Origin of the sequence: Marinobacter sp. NFXS11 (genome assembly GCF_040148675.1) — a bacterium.
Classification (GTDB): Bacteria; Pseudomonadota; Gammaproteobacteria; order Pseudomonadales; family Oleiphilaceae; genus Marinobacter.
Genome location: NZ_JAGDDV010000001.1, coordinates 1,832,919 through 1,848,676, shown reverse-complemented (window position 1 = coordinate 1,848,676; position 15,758 = coordinate 1,832,919). Strand labels below are relative to the sequence as shown.

Sequence of the window (15,758 nt, the reverse complement as noted above, 5' to 3'; positions counted from 1 at the left end):
AGGAGAGGGCGTATAACTCCGGCGGTAGCCGTGGTGATTGTTGCTCAAGATATTGTTTTTACTGAAGAAGCTCGTTTTTTCTTGAGCATGTTTGAATGGAGTTTTGCGAACGGGTGATATACGTACGCGTTCGTATAATTAGCTGTTAAAAATCGGAGGGAACCGTGCTCAAAATTGATACGCAGCCAGTGGTCTATTATTCACAGCTCGACGAGGATCACTTCTTTACCTGGGCGCAGGAAATCCCATGTATAAAAAGCATCGACCGCGGCTATCTGCATATTCAAGAATCAGAGGTAGACGAGCAAGCTATGAGGGATCTGTTGGCTATCTTGGATCGCTACAGGTTGTCAGCAAAGCCACTCGCAGCACTTTGTACTCCAGAGAATGAGTCTTGGTTCAAAGACGAAGACAAGTTCTGGTACCAAGATGTCTTCGGGAGTTTTTAACAAGTCGCAGCAGTACGCGGCCTACGGCCGCCGGACGCCCTTTCCATGGCTCCTTCGTCGCCATTCCAAGGTCGCCGCTGTGCTCAGCGTTAAGTGCTTTAGGGGTATCAGTGCTGAATTCATTATCTGAGCATGGTTTTAAAAGCGTTTCCGGCTATGGCAAGAGAATTCCAGAGTGTGTGTCACTTTTAAAGAAGCAAACATGGAATACAAATCGCGCTATATGTGTGGTCGAACTGAATGTGCTCCCCAAAGATATGAGGACTTATCTTAAAGGGTTGAGAACTAGTGTGGCATTTCGGGTCGGCTTCTTTCCTTTGTTTTGGGGGTTGGGCTTGCAGGTTGTGGTGGTCTGTCCCGGTATTAAATCTCTAGAACAAGATCCGGTAGATTTCGTGGCGAAAGTAGACAATCAATGGGCAATCATCCAGAGCGTGTTCCTTGTCGACCCAGGAGATCGAAGTTTTAGAGAAGGTAGAACTTGGGGGCAGTTCTTAACCGGCAAATATCAAGATGCCATTTCAAATGAACTGCGAGTTAGCTATGGCAAAGCAGGCACTTAACAAGGCGCTGCTGCCGACAAGCGGCAGAGCTAGGCGTTAAAGCTTCTATGATCTGGCAAATTTTATTAGTCGTTGTAGTTGGTGTCCCTGGAGCTTTCTTGGCGACATTGGGCTACGTAGGTGCGCTTCTTAGAATAGCGAAGCATTTCTCTGGCGCTTTCAAATTCTTGATCGCAATGCCGGTCTATATTCTGTATTCGGTTTTGATGGTTGCTCCGCTTTTTTACATGCTGGGCCAGTTTAGGTCCGGGATTCAGTCGTCAAACTTTTACTTGGCTGCGGTGCTGGTGGCTTGGGCTTTGGTCGTAATTCCGAGCGTGGTCTACCTTGGCAAATATCGCATCCACGAACTTCGGAGGGCAGGCTACTTCTTGCCAGCCCGAGAATGCTTTAACAAGGCGCATCAGTACGCGGCCGATGGCCGCCGGACGTCCTTTTCATTGCGGCTGCGCCTCCATCACAAGGGCGCTGATCTTGCACCTCTTTAGTGGACGGTCTTTTACCGAACACTAAGAGGGGCCCATCATGGGGCAGACCCACAAAAGAAACTACGACCGTTACACCCTGGCGTTCAAGCTGCGGGCCGTTAAACTGGCTAATCACCCTAACGTTAAAACCAAGGATATTGCGGAGGGGCTAGGTATACACCCGGTGATGCTTTACCGCTGGTGTATGGAGCATCGCAACGGGACGCTGGTTGAAAACAAACACATGAAAAAGCAGAAGCCCTCTCCGAAACGGGTGAACCCTCCACCGGATTCTGAAGCCGCCGCGGAAGACGAGCTGGCAAAGGCGAAGAAGCGCATCAAGGATCTGGAAAAACAGCTGAATGCCCGCCAGGAGGAAATAGACCTCCTAAAAAAGGCGCGCCGGTTCTTCGAGAAAAACCGTCACTGATTTTTGCGTTTATCGAGAAGAACCGGGATCAGTTCAGTATCAAGCGCCTCTGCCTGTTTTTCGGTGTGTCTCGCAGCGGCTTTTATGCCTGGCTCACTCGCCCTGTCAGCCTTCATCGACAGCAGGATGAGGTCCTCAAGGGCGCCATTATCGAATTGCACCAGGGATATCGCCGGGCCTATGGCGCACCAAGAGTGCATCAGGCGTTGCGCCAGCAGGGCCTCCCTTGCAGTCGTCGACGGGTAAATCGGTTGATGAGGACGCTAGAGATTAAAGCCTCTACAACTGGACTGTATGCTTGGCGGCCCGGGCAGCACGCGTTTTACAGCTCCGCCGGCAATCAACTCAAAGGCAGTGAAGCACCGAGCGGCTGCGGTCAGCAGTGGGCTGGGGATTTCACTTATCTGAAAACCCGCACTGGCTGGCTGTACCACGCAGCCATCATTGATCTGTTCAGTCGCAAAGTGGTGGGCTGGTCGTTCAGCAGTCGCCGCAATAGTGAACTGACCAAGAGTGCGTTGCGCATGGCGTTGCTGAACGAAATGCCAGAACAGGGTTGCCTGTTCCATTCTGATCAAGGAATCGAATACGCCGCGCACGAATACCGGGAACTGCTGGAGAAGGCCGGGATGGTTCGCAGCATGAGCCGCAAAGGCAATCCATTGGACAACGCGGTCATGGAGTCCTACTTCCACACCCTGAAAGCGGAGCTGGTCCACAAGCGTCTGTTCGACACAAAAGTGCAGGCGGTCTCGGAAATCATTCGCTACATGATGTTCTATAACAGCGAGCGATTGCACTCGAGCCTGGGCTACCAATCCCCGGAGGATTATGAAAAGCTCAGTGCCTAAAGTGTCCACCAAAGTGGTGCAAGATCAGGCAGCTTAGCCCAGGCGTTAAAGCGAAAAATCCGAGCCGTGGCACCTGATACCCATCCGTGTCAAAATTGAGCGATACGTGAACGAGAGGTTTTTTCATGAATCTCCAGAAAATTGAAGACGAGGCGCTCCACCTTCCTAAGGAAGAGCGAGCCCAATTGATCCAGCGACTGGTATTGAGTCTGGAGTCTCCGTCGGAAGAGGAGCTCAGATCCGATTGGTTGCTTGAGGCCCGCCGCAGAGGCGAAGAGCTCGACAATGGCACAGTTCAGGCTGTGTCTGGTGAGGATGTCATGAGGAAGGCTAGAGCACTGATCAAATGAACTATGCTTTTCACCCGGCAGCGGAAGCCGAGTTCCTGGAGTCAGTTGGTTATTACGAATCAGAAGTTCCGGGATTGGGTGGTGCTTTCCTAGAGGAATTTGAGGCCTTGGCCAATTTGGTTGGCGAGTCACCAAAAGCATGGCAAGTCGAGTTGCCGCCAGATATTCGTAGAGCGCCCCTTCACAGATTTCCCTTGTCTATCGTTTACCGAGAAAGACCTGATGGCTTTCAGGTTCTGGCTGTTGCCCATGACCGGCGGCGTCCGCAGTACTGGCTGGGCAGGCTTTAACAATCGGCTGCACAGCGACCTGTTTTCCGCTGCTTCGCAGCTCCAAACCGGCGCGTGAGCCTGGCGTTGTAAGAATTAGGGAAATCCGCATGATCAACAAGGCAGTTTTAATTCTTTTGTTTTTATTATCAGGATCAGCTCTCGCTGAGGAAAAACCGCCTGAGCTTTGGTCATGGTTTAAAGACTTGAGCAAATCCAAAGAGGCTTGCGAGATACAAAGTTCATATGCCCTGCAAGTCTTGGGGTTAGAAAATCAGGTTGAGAATGAGTACGGAATATACGGGAACGTAAAGTCGAACCGTGTTGTAGTTAAATGTATAGAAATATCACCTAACCAAAGCAAACTCATGGTTGCGGTTGCTGGCTACAACAGGGATTCGGTTGAGCTTGTGAGAAATAAAATTATTGATTCAATTCAGTAGTATAGAGCTTATAGCAAGGCGCAGCAGTTCGCGGCCGATGGCCCCCGGACGCCCTTTTCATTGCGGCTTTGCCTCCATTGCAAGGTCGCCACTAAGCTTCGCGTTAATTAACAAAATTGTCTGAGAGCTTTAGATGAAAGACCTCCTGGGAAAGCATAAATTTATTCTCGCTGAAGCCGCAGTCATAGAAAGGCTCCGCCGTAATGACAAGATAGATTTAGATGAAAATTTGGTTCACACCTCCTTGATTCACTGTGAGGAAGGTAGAGCAGCGTTGCGTGACTTGTATCAGGAGTATTTGGGCATCGCTGCGGCTGCCGATCTACCGATACTTCTATGTACTCCTACTTGGCGGGCAAACAAGGAGAGAGTGGAGGCCTCAATGCAGCGCCAGGACATCAACGTTGAGGCTGCTAGGTTCATGAAAGAACTGGTTGCCAACGAAACCAAGACAGTGACGGCTAAAATCGGGGGTCTGATTGGGTGTAAGAATGACTGTTATCTTCCTGAGGAAGGATTGTCATTTGATGAGGCTAGAAACTTCCACGAATGGCAGATCAATGAGCTTGCAAGCGCGGCAGTGGATTTTCTCATTGCTGTCACGCTGCCTTCCGTAGAAGAAGCAGCTGGAATTGCTCGAGCAATGGAAAAGACAGGGTTGCCTTACATCATAAGTTTCGTTATTGGTTCAGATGGTAAGGTCCTCGATGGAACAGAAATTAATGCGGCAATTGACTATGTGGATGCCAGAACCACGGATCATCCCCTCGGCTACTTTATTAATTGCTCCTACCCATCATTTTTGAATCCAGAAACACTGACTGAAAAGTTATCTGGCAGGCTAATTGGCATACAGGCAAACGCATCATCTCTTAGTCATGCTGAGCTAGAGGGTTCAGAAGAGCTTAAATCGGAATCCGTATCGGAATGGGGCAGGCTAATGATCCAACTAAACAGGGATCTCGGGCTCAAAATACTTGGTGGTTGTTGTGGTACTGATGGCAAGCATCTCAAATACTTAACTGACAATATTACCTAGTGCTTAAACAGAATTGGGTGGCATGTAGCCGGTATTATCAGTGTCGTTAATTAACACGTCAGGCCAGAGGACGCGTATAACGAGCCGCTGCCTTCGTTGTTAAAAAATAGGCTCCCCCGTCGCCTTGACCGCATAAAACAGGCAGTCACTCTTCGCAATAACCGGGTTCGTGGTAATCATAAAGGGTCTGAGGGCCTGGGCGGGGTAGATCTGCCCATCCCTGACCTGCAGCACCTGCTCCATGTTCTCCTTTCGGTTGTGACCAATCGCGGTAAGTATGCCGAGGCCTTTTTTGCCAACCCATCCCAGAGGCTCATCGGGGGACACGATTCCGAAATTACGATGTTCGATGTCGGGCGGAAACGTCAAGTCGGCGTGGCCGGTGGGTTCGCGGCGGTATTCTATGGTTGCTTCAGGCGCCAGTTCCACCCGGATCGGATTACGCAGCACAGTAACGTCCCAGTCCGCTTTCTCCAGTGACAACACATCTGGCCTTGAGCAATATCGGACGAGTCCCTCATAGGCCAATTCATGCGCCTGGTCGTCCTGGGAACCACCACACTCGATGGTTACCGTGGGCACCTCCTGCTCGGAATATTCCATCAGCGCCCCAAGGCGTAGATCCGTCATGATCAGGCGGTCGGTAAAGAGCGATGTCAGTGCCTGATGCGCCGCATCATTGGTGATGGATACGGCAAACGCAGGGCCTGAACCTGAGGTGTTGTGAACATCCAGCAGGCATTCGGGCTTCGCGTTATGGAGCTCTGCCAGCATGGCCCTGGCAATTGCCCCTTCTTCTCCCTCGAACGGTTCTTTGAAACATCGGTTTAGGTCACGTCCGTCTGGAAGCTGTCGCCATGACAGTGTGGGAGGAATCTTCGCAGGGTAGATGCCGCCCAGAAGAAACAGCAAGTTAACTGCCGGGGTGTGCTGCTCGAGCAGCCATCGATGAAGCGCAAGCAGGCCCGAAGGCTCATTGCCGTGAAGCAGCGTTGCCATGGCTCGGGTCCGGGAGCGATCACGACCGGCAACACGAATAATCGTGGGCTTTTGTAGCTGATCCAGCCACTCAAGAGGGGAGCGGCCCAGGGTCCGGGGCGATGGGTCATTCAGATAATCGAGGACGTTCGAGTTACTCACGGCGACAATGTCCATTCATGGAGCGGCGTATTTTTCTTCTGGTTGGCCATGTACAGAGAGAGCATGGTCTGGAAGGCCTCATCTGGGCTCAGGGATTTGAACAGAGATTCGGTGATGTGGCGTTGCCACCGGGCGCCAGACATGGCGGTTTCAATGCGGCCTTCGATGATTCCCAACAGGCGGTGAATTTCTGACCCGTCCACGGCTGTTTGTGCCAGTGCGTCCCGGGCGCGGGGTAGCAGCTCCCGGGCCACGGTTAACAGGGGCGTATCCTGCAACTGAACCTGATCCTTGTGTGGCCATATGATTTCTGCGCCAACGCCATATTTCGCGGCGCGGTAGAAGTTGTGTTCCGTGTAGTGGAAGGGAAGTATCGACGTCAGATGATGAATATCATCAAGGACTGCCAGCGCAGCGCCAATTATGAACAGCCCGTTCGCACACATATCAACAGCCGTGGGACCTGCGGGCATTGAGCGAATCTCAATTCGCAGGTGGCCGCCTTCGGTATGGTCGTAGATGGCCCGGTTCCAGGGCCAGGTGGTTCCCTGGTGCAGTCGCAGTTCGGCCAGTTTTGGCACTTCACCGCGATCAACCACCGCCATCGGGTCTTCCTCTGACATCAGTGGAATAATGGGCGGATAGAGCGATGCCGAGGCGGCAAAGAGTTCCCAGGCGCTGCGTGTCCAGCCGTTGCCGTAGTAAACCCGTGGCGGATGGCGCCAGGTTTTATGGTTGGGCGATCGGCTGTCAATGGATTGCTTGAACAGGGCAATGCGGGTTTCGTCCCACAGGTGGTGGCCAAACAGGCTGGGTGAATTGCTGGCCAGAGCGAGGACAACCGGCGTGACCAGTTGGACCGCATTGAAGTAATCGGCAAAACGGTGTGCGGGCACCCGCCAGTGAAGCTGGAAGGAGGTGTTTGCTCCTTCCATGTAGACGTCGTCCGCTTCCAGATTGATAGCGTCGTTGCCACCAATATGAATGCTGAATGGCTCGCCCCGTTGCTGGATCAGCGCCTTGGATAACGCATGATAGCGGGGCTCGTCTGTCATTGCCTTCGCGCCCATATCGGACTGGCGAAGTGTGGGCAAAATGCCGATGGGCACAAGCTCCCCATCCAGTGACGCGGCGTGCTGGTTGATCCGTTGGATCGCAGAGAGCAACTCCTGCTCTGTTCTGGCGAAGGGAGAGCCTTTGAAAGCCTGGGGGCTGAGGTTGTATTCGAGATTGAAGCGGTTAAGTTCAACCGTCAGTTGAGGGTCCTGAACGCGGGCGGCGATTTCGGTGTTGATGGGTTGAACGCGCAGGTCCGAGTTTACGATGTAGAACTCCACCTCGGCTCCGATGGAGCTTGCGCCTTCGCCAAAGCCGGGCCGGTTCAGAAGACGATTGAGTGCTTTGAGATCTGTCCTGACCTTGGCAGCAAAACGTTCAAAGTCTTCCGGCGCAAACTCTGTTGTCTTGATCGACAGTCCCACGTCAACGTCATCCTCGCACCCACTTATCTTGATAGTAGTGGAAGATATGCGCCAACGTTAATTGCCGAGTCAGTGCCGGTTGAGAAACTCAAAAACCGACGCAAAATCCTTTCGCCCCCAGCCACTGCTGCTGGCACTGCCATAGACTTCTTTGGCCAGGTTGGCCAGATACAGCGGCTGGCCGACTTCGTAGGCCGTTTGCTCCAACAGGTGCAGGTCTTTGTGCATCAGCTCCAGAGGGAACTGGGCGTCAAAGTCCCCATTGCGGATCAGCTCGGCCTTGCCCCCGATAAAGGGCGGAGTCACAGGTAAGTTTGGCAGGGTGTCCATCAGGAAATCTCTTGAGAACCCCAGTTTCTCTCCCAGCAGAGTGGTCTCGGCAAAGGCGAGCATGGACTGCGCCAGCATGGCGTTCACCAGCATTTTGAAGGCGGTGCCGCGACCGACCTGGCCTACGTGCACGATTTTCTTGCCCATGGTCTGAAGGAGCGGCTCAATCGATTGATAGTCCTCGTCGCTGCCGCCAACGAGGAAGGTCAGTTCGCCGCTTGCAGCCGGCTCACGGGTACCGGCAACCGGGGCATCCATGAACCGAATGCCCAGAGCTCTGGCGACTTCTGCGGCGTGCTCGGTGAACGATGGGTTCACAGTGGAGCAATCCACCCAGAGGGCATTCTCTGCCATGGCGCTGACAAATCCATCCTCGCCGAGGGCCATATCCTCGACAACGGGAGGAGAGGCAAGCATTGAGAAGACCACATCCGCCTGCCGAACGGCGTCGGCCGCCGAATCGGTGAGTTTTGCGCCTTTGTCTTTCAGCGGCTTTGCGGCTTCAGTCGAGCGGTTGAAGACGATCAGGTTGACGTCGCCCTTGTCCAGAAGGTTCGCTGCCATACGCGAACCCATGATGCCAAGTCCGATAAAAGCTACTGTTTGCGTCATCTGTGTCTGCTCCGGTTCATACATCCTCAAAAGTGTTCTATCTATTACCTGCGGTCGTCATTTTTCAATTCAAGGAGGATCACTCTCCGGCGTTATAACCAAACGCTTTTAAACCAGTCGGAAATTATCTAGTCAGGGCATTGTTGTTCCCAGTTCTCTACCTTATCTTTGCGTTCTAAGAAAACGCCGTCCTATTCCTCTGGCGTATATCAAGATTCCGAGTTAACTGGGAGCTCTGCCGACTATGCCGAATTCGATTTTTTCTGGTTCCAAAGCCCGTAGGGGCCTGTGGTTCAGCGCGCTGGCACTGGCGTTCTCGCTGAGCGGGCCGGCTTCTGCCCAGGAGCGGGAGATGCTGAACTCCTCCTACGATATTGCCCGTGAATTGTTCGCGGAATACAACGTTCTGTTCCAGGACTACTGGAAAGAAAAAACCGGCGAAACCGTCGATATCCAGCAATCACACGCTGGCTCTTCCAAGCAAGCGCGCGCCATCCTGCAGGGCCTGGGCGCGGATGTGGTTACCTACAACCAGGTCACCGACGTAAACATTCTGGCCGAGCGCGGCAATCTGATTCCCGAGGACTGGGCATCACGCCTGCCAAATAACAGCTCTCCATACTATTCCACCATGGCGTTCCTGGTGCGTGAGGGTAACCCCAAGAATATTCAGAACTGGGATGACCTGATCCGCGAAGACGTCGAGCTGATCATGCCGAACCCGAAAACCTCTGGTAACGGCCGCTACACCTACCTGGCGGCGCTGGGTTTTGCCCAGGACAAGTTCGGTGACGACCAGGAGAAGATTGATGCCTTCCTCAGCGACCTGCTGGGCCAGGTTAAGGTATTCGACTCTGGCGGCCGTGGCGCCACCACCACGTTTGTTGAGCGTGGCCTGGGCGATGTGCTGCTGACCTTCGAATCCGAAGTGAACAACATCCCGGTGCTTAACCCGGACAAGAATTTCCAGGTTGTGGTTCCGAAAGTGAGTTTCCTGGCTGAGTTCCCGGTGACCTGGATCGACAAGAACATCGAGAAGAAGGGCACCGAAGAACTGGCCCAGGCCTACTTGAAGCATCTTTACTCCGAAGAAGCCCAGCGCATGCTGGCTGGCTTCAACTATCGGGTGCACAACGAAACCGTGAAAGCGGAAGTGGCTGACAAGTTTCCGGAACTGAAGCTGATGCCGATTCAGGACATCGCCGGCAGCTGGGAAAAGGCCATGGAGACCCACTTTGCCAGTGGCGGCAAACTTGACCAGTTGCAGCGTCGCCGCTAAGGGACGCGCATCTGATCCATGGCCACCACTGACGTTTCGGAGCGCCCGGCAAAGCGGCTGAGCGCTCCCGCCACCAAACGCGTATTGCCGGGGTTCGGACTGAGCCTCGGCATTTCGCTTTTCTTTATCAGCCTGGTGCTGCTTCTGCCCATCAGCGGCCTGTTTATCCGGGCCGCCGGCATGGGATGGGAGCAGTTCTGGTTTGTGATCACCGATCCGCGGGTGGTTGCGTCCTATAAAGTCACCGCTCTGGCTGCCCTTGCGGCATCCCTGTTCAACTGTGTGTTCGGCCTGCTGATGGCCTGGGTACTGGTGCGTTACGAGTTCCCCGGCAAGCGACTGCTGGATGCGATCATGGATCTGCCGTTTGCTCTGCCAACCGCAGTGGCCGGCATCACGCTTGCGACCCTGTTTTCCGAGAATGGCTGGTACGGGCAGTATCTCGCCAATTTGGGCATCGAAGTGGCATTCACGCCGCTTGGTATCGTGGTGGCGATGGCGTTTACCAGCGTGCCTTTTGTGGTGCGCACGGTACAGCCGGTGTTGGAGGAAATGGCGCCGGAGGACGAAGAAGCGGCCATGAGTCTCGGTGCTTCGGATATGACTGTCTTTCGGAAGATCCTGTTCCCGACGCTTTGGCCGGCTGTCGTAACCGGCGGTGCGCTTTCGTTCGCCCGAAGCCTTGGGGAGTATGGTGCGGTTATCTTCATTGCCGGCAACTCGCCGTACATCAGCGAAGTGATCAGTCTGATGATCTTTGTTCGCCTGGAGGAATACGACTTCCCGGCGGCCAGTGCTATCGCCGCGGTGGTCATGACCGTGTCGCTGTTGCTGCTGCTGGTGATCAATGTCTGGCAGGGGCGCTATCTCAAGCGTCTACACGGAGGTTAGGGCATGGCTGCACGCAAACATCGCCGCGTTGGCGACAGCCCGTTAGTTCGCCGCACCCTGATCGGTTTCGCTGTGGCTCTCACCTTGTTGTTATTGTTCATGCCGCTGGTGCTCATCTTCGTGCAAGCGTTTGCCGAAGGCTGGGCTGGTTACGTCAGCAATATTCTCAATGAGTATACGCTTCATGCCATCGGCCTGACGCTGTTTGTCGCTCTGCTCACCGTGCCCTTAAACATGGTGTTCGGCGTATTCCTGGCCTGGCTGGTCACCCGTTTCCGGTTCCCCGGGCGCAAGCTGTTGACCACCCTGATTGATATTCCGTTCGCGGTTTCCCCGGTAGTGGCTGGCCTGCTGTTTCTCCTGCTTTACGGCAGTAATGGTTGGGTCGGGCAGTGGCTCGGTGAGTACGACATCCAGTTGATGTTCTCCTGGCCTGGCATCGTGATGGTGACAGTGTTTGTGACCTGTCCGTTCGTGGCCAGGGAGCTGATTCCGCTGATGCAGCAGCAGGGTCGGGAAGAGGAAGAAGCCGGTGTGGTGCTGGGCGCGTCCGGCTGGCAGCTGTTCCGACGCGTGACCCTGCCAAATATCCGCTGGGCGCTTCTTTACGGCGTTATCCTCACCAACGCCCGGGCGGTGGGTGAGTTCGGTGCCGTTTCGGTGGTCTCCGGCAACATCCGGGGCGAGACCAATACGCTGCCGTTGCAGGTAGAGCTGCTTTACCAGGATTACAACACTGTGGGCGCGTTTGCAGCTTCTTCGCTGCTTGCAGGCATTGCGCTGATCACGCTTGTCGTAAAGGCCATCGTTGAATGGCGTCAGAGTCGTAACTAAGGGTTTCCAATGAGCATCGAGATACAGGGTATCAACAAGTTTTTCGACAAGTTCCAGGCCCTGCATGACATCAATCTGACCATTCCGGACGGCCAGCTTACGGCGTTGCTGGGCCCTTCCGGTTCGGGAAAGACTACGCTGCTGCGGATTATCGCCGGCCTGGAAACCCCGGAAGAGGGCAGAATCCGGTTCAGCGGCAAGGATGTGACCGATCTGCATGTGCGGGACCGGCGTGTGGGGTTTGTGTTCCAGCACTATGCGTTGTTCCGCCACATGACGGTGGCCGAGAACGTGGCCTTTGGCCTCAATGTGCTTCCGCGCAAGGAGCGCCCCGGCAAGCCCGAGATCCGCAAGCGGGTAAAAGACCTGCTGGAAATGGTTCAGCTGGAACACCTTGCGGACCGTTACCCGGCGCAGCTTTCCGGCGGTCAGAAGCAACGCATCGCCCTGGCACGGGCCATGGCCATGCGTCCGGAGATCCTTCTTCTGGATGAGCCCTTCGGAGCGCTTGATGCCAAGGTGCGAAAAGACCTGCGCCGCTGGCTGCGCAGCCTCCACGACGAGCTGCACTTCACCAGCGTGTTCGTGACCCACGATCAGGAAGAGGCCCTGGAGCTCTCAGATCAGGTGGTTGTGATGAGCAACGGCCGGATTGAGCAGGTTGATACACCTCTGGAACTCTATGGCCGCCCGGACAGCCGGTTTGTGTTTGAATTTCTGGGGCAGGTGAATGTGCTTTCTGGCAAGATCCGCGATGGTGTCATGCGCCAGGGTGACGCCTGGATGCGACTGCCCGAAGGCTGCGAAAACGATGACGCGCAGCTCTACCTGAGGCCCCACGAAGTGCGACTGACCCACGCCGCAAGCGATGAGGCCCATCTGCCTTTCCGGATCGAGGCCATCAACCTGATCGGTGCGGAAGTACGCATCGAACTCAAGCCCGATGGTTGGGAGAGCGAGGAGCTGTGGGAAGTTGGTATCAGCCACACCGAGTTCAACGCCCGCCAACCCCAGCGGGGTGACCGCTGCTTTGCCGTGCCGGATGTGGGGCATTTGTTCTGCGAACACTCACAGGAGCCGAAGACCCTCGTTTGGTAGACCTGATGGCATCTACCCGGTGATTGATGAGCCGGGTACTTGCCCCAGATCATCTCTGGTTTTTATCCCTCGCCTATAATTCTCTGCATCAGAGAGTTTGCTGCCTCGCTGTGCTGGCGCTCATCGCCATGCCGGATCGAAGCCGTGAGCCGCTGCGATGACTCGCCAATCGCAAAAGAGGGTAAGTAACGTGATACGCCTTGCATTGGTTCTGTCTTTTCTGGCTCTGGCAGCCTGCGATGGGAGTTCAGTCAATCTGGCTCTGGGGACGCTTGAGCGGGATCGAATTGCCCATACCGCAACCGCCAGTGAAGTTGTTGTTGAGCTCCCTGTCTCGCCCGGCTCAACGGTTGAAAAAGGGAGTGTGCTGGTAAGGCTCGACGATACGCTGCAGCGGGCGGAAGTTGACCGGGCCTCAGCCCAGTTGTCAGAGGCAGTCGCCAATCTTGAAAAACTCCGACACGGAGCCCGGCCGGAGGAAGTGGCAGCAGCAAGAGCGAATGTGGCCGGCGCCCGGGCGGAACTCATCGAGAGTGAAGCCAATTATTCACGCATCCTCAACCTCAGGAAACAGAATCTGGCCAGTCAGGCTGACCTGGACAAGGCGGTCGCCTTGCGCGACGCCAATCATGCGAAGCTGCTCAATGCGCAGGAAGCCTTGCTGGAATTAACCAATGGCGCTCGTGAAGAGGATCTGAGAGCGGCCGAGTCCAGAGTGGATGCGGCAAGAGCGATGCTCGCCCGTGAAAAGAAACACCTCGCCGATCTGACCGTTGTCGCGACACGGGACGGTATTCTCGACAACCTTCCCTGGAATCTGGGGGAGCGAGTGACCGCAGGCAGCCCTCTGGCGATTGTTCTGGCCGGCAAGGCGCCGTTTGCGAGGGTTTATGTGCCAGAGCCCTATCGGGTAAAGCTGGCGATTGGTGACGAGCTGACTGTGCGTGTGGATGGTCTTGGCCGAACCATAAAGGGCCGTTTGCGTTGGATTGCCACGGAGCCTGCATTCACGCCGTACTTTGCGCTTAATCAGGAAGAACGTGCGCGGTTGATGTACCGGGCAGAGGTCCAGCTTCCAGAGGCAGAGGCTGCTTTACCGAACGGAGTGCCGGCCCAGGTTGAGTTGCCATGAGTGAATGTGTCATCCGCGCGGAAGGGCTTAGCCGGAATTTCGGCGATACCAGGGCTGTGCAGTCGCTGGATCTGGAGGTCGAGCGAGGCCGCATTTATGGTTTTCTGGGGCCAAATGGCAGTGGCAAGACCACGGCCATCCGAATGTTGATCGGTCTGTTGAAGCCAAGCTCCGGAACGGCGGAGGTGCTTGGTTATGGCTTGCCAGCCGGTGCCGAGAAACTCAGGCGGCGGATCGGGTACATGACCCAGAAATTCTCCCTGTACGATGATCTGACCGTTCAGGAAAATCTCCGGTTTATCGCCTCCATTTACAGCCTGTCTGCGAACCAGCTGCGCTCAAGGGTTGAGGATCTGCTTGTTATCTATGGGCTGCGTGACAGCCGGCATCAGTTGGCAGGAAGTATGAGCGGCGGGCAGCGACAACGCCTCAGCCTTGCTGCGGCAACACTGCACAAGCCAGATCTGCTGTTCCTGGATGAACCCACCTCGGCGGTGGATCCCCAGAGTCGCCGGGACTTCTGGGAGCAGTTGTTTGATCTCAGTGATGCCGGAACGACGATCATGGTCTCAACCCATTACATGGACGAGGCAGAGCGTTGCCACAAATTGGCCATTCTCGAGACGGGGATCAAGCGAGCCGACGGTGCACCGGATGAGTTGATGAAGAACATGGGCGCCAGGGTTGTTGAGGTCAGTTCTGAAAATCTCCGCGTGTTAAAGCATCGGCTTCTTGAGTTGCCAGACGTGATATCCGCAGCGCAACTTGGCGCGCGGCTTCGAGTGCTGGTGAAGAACCGGGTTAGCAGTCCGGTTGCGTATCTGACGGGGCAACCTTTTATCGGAACAGGGGACAGTCTTACCGAGGTGCGCCCAAGCCTGGAGGATGTTTTCGTAACCAGTACGGGAAGAGGCCGACAATGAACAGCCTCCGACGCATCCGAGCCATTTTTGGCAAGGAATTGATTCAGCTCCGGCGGGACCGGATGACGTTCGGCATGATCGTTATGATCCCGCTGCTCCAGCTGTTGCTATTCGGCTATGCCATCAATACGAACATCCGCCATATCCCGGTAGGCATTGTCGATTTCAGCCAGAGCGGCCTGAGTCGGGAGATCGTGCAGATTGTGAAAGCCACGCAAGTGGTTGAGATCAGATCCTACTTCGAGAGCGTAGAGAAAGCGCAGGCGGCCATTGCCAGTGCCGAAGTCAGGGCCGTCCTCATTATCCCTGAAGATGTTGATAACCGCTTGGCGCGGCACCAATCATTGGGCTTTGGTTCGCCCCCTGCCACCGATGAAGAAACCAGCCAACCCATCGCCCAATGGATTGCGGATGGCTCCGATACGATCATTGCCTCTGCTATCAAGAGTCTGCGTGGCATGCCGCTGGCCGAATTGCTGGACCGTCCTGTCAATCGCGTTACACCCACCTTTGAAGTGACGCTGCTCTATAACCCCGAGCAACGCACAGTCGTCAATATTGTGCCGGGTCTGGTCGCGATCATTCTGACCATGACCATGATCATGTTTACCTCTGCCGCAATCGTCCGCGAGCGGGAGAGGGGCAACATGGAAATGTTGATATCGACGCCGGTCCGACCGATTGAACTGATGATCGGGAAGATCATTCCGTACATTTTTATTGGCGTGATTCAGGTCAGCATCATCCTGGGGCTGGGCCGGGTGTTGTTCCATGTTCCGGTAGAAGGCGGGTTGGCCCAGCTCGCAGGCGTCACCTTCCTGTTCATCACCGCAAGCCTGACGCTTGGGCTGGTCATTTCAACGATTGCCCGGAACCAGCTACAGTCAATGCAGATGACGGTGTTTGTTCTGATGCCCTCGATTCTGTTGTCGGGGTTCGTATTTCCCTATGAGGGCATGCCTGTCGCAGCCCAGTATATTGCAGAGGCACTGCCCGCGACGCATTTCATGCATCTGGTTCGCGGAGTGGTTCTGAGGGACGTTGAGGTAACGAATATGGCGTCGGATGTCTACTGGCTGGCGCTGTTCACCCTTGGCGGCCTGCTCGTTGCGTCACTCAGGTTCAAGAAGCGTCTCGAATAGTTGTGCCCAGGTAATGCCGACACAATCAGGAGGAT

The 15,758-nt window shown here is 55.0% G+C and carries 19 protein-coding genes; 16 read left to right on the top strand and 3 right to left on the bottom strand.

The window, feature by feature from the left end; all coding sequences use genetic code 11:
- The first annotated feature begins 164 nt into the window (after nucleotides 1–164).
- The 9 genes from J3362_RS08645 to J3362_RS08605 all read left to right on the top strand — a co-directional run bounded on the left by J3362_RS08645 (nucleotide 165) and on the right by J3362_RS08605 (nucleotide 4,861).
- Nucleotides 165–449, top strand: coding sequence for a hypothetical protein (locus J3362_RS08645; protein WP_349519145.1), 285 nt, complete (start codon nucleotides 165–167; stop codon nucleotides 447–449).
- A gap of 110 nt (nucleotides 450–559) precedes the next feature.
- Nucleotides 560–1,012, top strand: coding sequence for a hypothetical protein (locus tag J3362_RS08640; protein WP_349519144.1), 453 nt, complete (start codon nucleotides 560–562; stop codon nucleotides 1,010–1,012).
- 47 nt (nucleotides 1,013–1,059) lie between these two features.
- The gene (locus J3362_RS08635) at nucleotides 1,060–1,500 is read left to right on the top strand and encodes a hypothetical protein (protein WP_349519143.1); all 441 of its coding nucleotides are present in this window, start codon (nucleotides 1,060–1,062) and stop codon (nucleotides 1,498–1,500) included.
- Between the two features lie 37 nt (nucleotides 1,501–1,537).
- The gene (locus tag J3362_RS08630) at nucleotides 1,538–1,909 is read left to right on the top strand and encodes a transposase (RefSeq protein WP_141067886.1); all 372 of its coding nucleotides are present in this window, start codon (nucleotides 1,538–1,540) and stop codon (nucleotides 1,907–1,909) included.
- Nucleotides 1,906–2,760, top strand: coding sequence for an IS3 family transposase (locus J3362_RS08625; RefSeq protein WP_349519269.1), 855 nt, complete (start codon nucleotides 1,906–1,908; stop codon nucleotides 2,758–2,760). Before J3362_RS08630 ends, J3362_RS08625 begins: the two co-directional genes overlap by 4 nt.
- A gap of 125 nt (nucleotides 2,761–2,885) precedes the next feature.
- Nucleotides 2,886–3,110 carry an addiction module protein gene (locus J3362_RS08620; RefSeq protein ID WP_091853959.1) on the top strand — a complete coding sequence of 75 codons (225 nt, stop codon included), beginning with the start codon at nucleotides 2,886–2,888 and terminating at the stop codon, nucleotides 3,108–3,110.
- A 222-nt stretch (nucleotides 3,111–3,332) separates the two neighbouring features.
- Nucleotides 3,333–3,458: a hypothetical protein gene (locus tag J3362_RS08615; protein ID WP_349519142.1), complete on the top strand. Its 126-nt coding sequence runs from the start codon at nucleotides 3,333–3,335 to the stop codon at nucleotides 3,456–3,458.
- A gap of 31 nt (nucleotides 3,459–3,489) precedes the next feature.
- Complete coding sequence (locus J3362_RS08610; RefSeq protein WP_219122646.1) at nucleotides 3,490–3,822, top strand: hypothetical protein; 333 nt, start codon at nucleotides 3,490–3,492, stop codon at nucleotides 3,820–3,822.
- 133 nt (nucleotides 3,823–3,955) lie between these two features.
- Entirely contained in the window at nucleotides 3,956–4,861 is a 906-nt protein-coding gene (locus tag J3362_RS08605; RefSeq protein ID WP_349519141.1) for a homocysteine S-methyltransferase family protein, read from the top strand.
- Nucleotides 4,862–4,960: 99 nt separating this feature from the next.
- On the opposite strand, the gene J3362_RS08600 is transcribed toward J3362_RS08605, so the two are convergent.
- The 3 genes from J3362_RS08600 to J3362_RS08590 all read right to left on the bottom strand — a co-directional run bounded on the left by J3362_RS08600 (nucleotide 4,961) and on the right by J3362_RS08590 (nucleotide 8,424).
- Nucleotides 4,961–6,001: a M14 family metallopeptidase gene (locus J3362_RS08600; RefSeq protein ID WP_349519140.1), complete on the bottom strand. Its 1,041-nt coding sequence runs from the start codon at nucleotides 5,999–6,001 to the stop codon at nucleotides 4,961–4,963.
- Entirely contained in the window at nucleotides 5,998–7,482 is a 1,485-nt protein-coding gene (locus J3362_RS08595) for a glutamate-cysteine ligase family protein (protein ID WP_349519138.1), read from the bottom strand. Before J3362_RS08595 ends, J3362_RS08600 begins: the two co-directional genes overlap by 4 nt.
- A gap of 69 nt (nucleotides 7,483–7,551) precedes the next feature.
- The gene (locus J3362_RS08590; protein ID WP_349519137.1) at nucleotides 7,552–8,424 is read right to left on the bottom strand and encodes an NAD(P)-dependent oxidoreductase; all 873 of its coding nucleotides are present in this window, start codon (nucleotides 8,422–8,424) and stop codon (nucleotides 7,552–7,554) included.
- 244 nt (nucleotides 8,425–8,668) lie between these two features.
- Between J3362_RS08590 and cysP the strand changes: the two genes are divergently transcribed.
- The 7 genes from cysP (at nucleotide 8,669) to J3362_RS08555 (ending at nucleotide 15,723) form a co-directional block, all read left to right on the top strand.
- A complete protein-coding gene (cysP, locus tag J3362_RS08585; RefSeq protein ID WP_349519136.1) occupies nucleotides 8,669–9,703 on the top strand; it encodes a thiosulfate ABC transporter substrate-binding protein CysP in 1,035 nt (344 codons plus the stop codon).
- 18 nt (nucleotides 9,704–9,721) lie between these two features.
- Nucleotides 9,722–10,594: a sulfate/thiosulfate ABC transporter permease CysT gene (gene cysT / locus J3362_RS08580; RefSeq protein ID WP_349519134.1), complete on the top strand. Its 873-nt coding sequence runs from the start codon at nucleotides 9,722–9,724 to the stop codon at nucleotides 10,592–10,594.
- A 3-nt stretch (nucleotides 10,595–10,597) separates the two neighbouring features.
- Complete coding sequence (gene cysW, locus J3362_RS08575) at nucleotides 10,598–11,428, top strand: sulfate ABC transporter permease subunit CysW (RefSeq protein WP_349519133.1); 831 nt, start codon at nucleotides 10,598–10,600, stop codon at nucleotides 11,426–11,428.
- A gap of 9 nt (nucleotides 11,429–11,437) precedes the next feature.
- Nucleotides 11,438–12,526 carry a sulfate/molybdate ABC transporter ATP-binding protein gene (locus J3362_RS08570; protein WP_349519132.1) on the top strand — a complete coding sequence of 363 codons (1,089 nt, stop codon included), beginning with the start codon at nucleotides 11,438–11,440 and terminating at the stop codon, nucleotides 12,524–12,526.
- A 190-nt stretch (nucleotides 12,527–12,716) separates the two neighbouring features.
- The gene (locus J3362_RS08565; protein WP_349519131.1) at nucleotides 12,717–13,658 is read left to right on the top strand and encodes an HlyD family secretion protein; all 942 of its coding nucleotides are present in this window, start codon (nucleotides 12,717–12,719) and stop codon (nucleotides 13,656–13,658) included.
- Entirely contained in the window at nucleotides 13,655–14,581 is a 927-nt protein-coding gene (locus J3362_RS08560; RefSeq protein WP_349519130.1) for an ABC transporter ATP-binding protein, read from the top strand. The genes J3362_RS08565 and J3362_RS08560 overlap by 4 nt, the downstream gene beginning before the upstream one ends.
- Nucleotides 14,578–15,723 carry an ABC transporter permease gene (locus J3362_RS08555; protein WP_014576780.1) on the top strand — a complete coding sequence of 382 codons (1,146 nt, stop codon included), beginning with the start codon at nucleotides 14,578–14,580 and terminating at the stop codon, nucleotides 15,721–15,723. The genes J3362_RS08560 and J3362_RS08555 overlap by 4 nt, the downstream gene beginning before the upstream one ends.
- Nucleotides 15,724–15,758: the final 35 nt, after the last annotated feature.